This is a genomic window from Frankia sp. Mgl5 (assembly GCF_023242985.1).
Lineage (GTDB): Bacteria > Actinomycetota > Actinomycetes > Frankiales > Frankiaceae > Parafrankia > Parafrankia soli.
Window position 1 is genome coordinate 1 of sequence record NZ_JALKFY010000466.1, and the last position, 446, is coordinate 446.

Sequence of the window (446 nt, forward strand, 5' to 3'; positions counted from 1 at the left end):
CCGCCGCGGCCTGCGAGTTCCCGGACCACCGCGCCGACCTGGGCCGCCAGCCGGACGGTGCGCCGCTGGTAACGCTCCAGCACCCTCGGGACCTGCTCCCGAAACGTCCGCAGACAGCCCCGGGTCGGGCACACGAGCCGACGGACCCGCACACCCAGCAGCACCCGGCGCGCATCCAGCGCCACATCCGCCGGTGTCCGCACGTGATAGCTGTGCACCCGCGCCGTTAACGCGCCGCAGCGGGGGCACGCGACCGGTCGGTCCGGAGTCCGCGCCGTGACCCGGATCCAGCCACCCTCGTCCGCCACGTCCTCCACGATCAGCGGCGCCAACCCCGAGAACACCACCGCCACCAGGCAATCCACACCAACCATGACGGATCGTGACATAGAGTGCCACGTCAGCTACCACCGGATGTGCGGCAGAGCCGCTAACTTTACAGACCC

1 protein-coding gene is annotated in these 446 nt (G+C 70.9%); it reads right to left on the reverse strand.

The genetic code is table 11. The features are described from left to right. On the reverse strand, positions 1 to 374 hold a 374-nt coding region (locus MXD62_RS10165), incomplete at its 3' end, for a transposase family protein (protein ID WP_248829080.1). Positions 375 to 446 lie beyond the last annotated feature (72 nt).